Genomic DNA, 247 nt, shown 5'->3' with positions numbered 1-247 from the left:
GTGACGGCGTGGGAGATCACAGCCTGACGCTTTTCTTGAAGTAGTGTAATCAGCTTTTCTTGTTTGGCGATCAGCGTGTCGATCTTGGTGGTCTCACAGTCGAGGAAAGTGACAATGGCAAATTGCTCCTCCACTGGTGGAGTCGTAGAGAGAAGCTGCCCGATCATCGTTCCATTAAGATTCGCCAATCCTGTCGTCGAGTTAGACAAATAGTCGAACTGTAGTCTGGCGAGCTGATTATTCATCA

At 48.6% G+C, this 247-nt stretch carries 1 protein-coding gene; it reads right to left on the bottom strand.

Features of this window, described 5'->3' with window-relative positions:
- On the bottom strand, positions 1-247 hold a 247-nt coding region (locus SCA31_RS24920), incomplete at both ends, for a hypothetical protein (protein ID WP_410699630.1).

The organism is Chryseobacterium sp. SIMBA_028 (assembly GCF_046535285.1).
Lineage (GTDB): Bacteria > Bacteroidota > Bacteroidia > Flavobacteriales > Weeksellaceae > Chryseobacterium.
The sequence above is the reverse complement of the archived record's forward strand: the minus strand, read 5'-3'. Positions and strand labels throughout refer to the sequence as shown.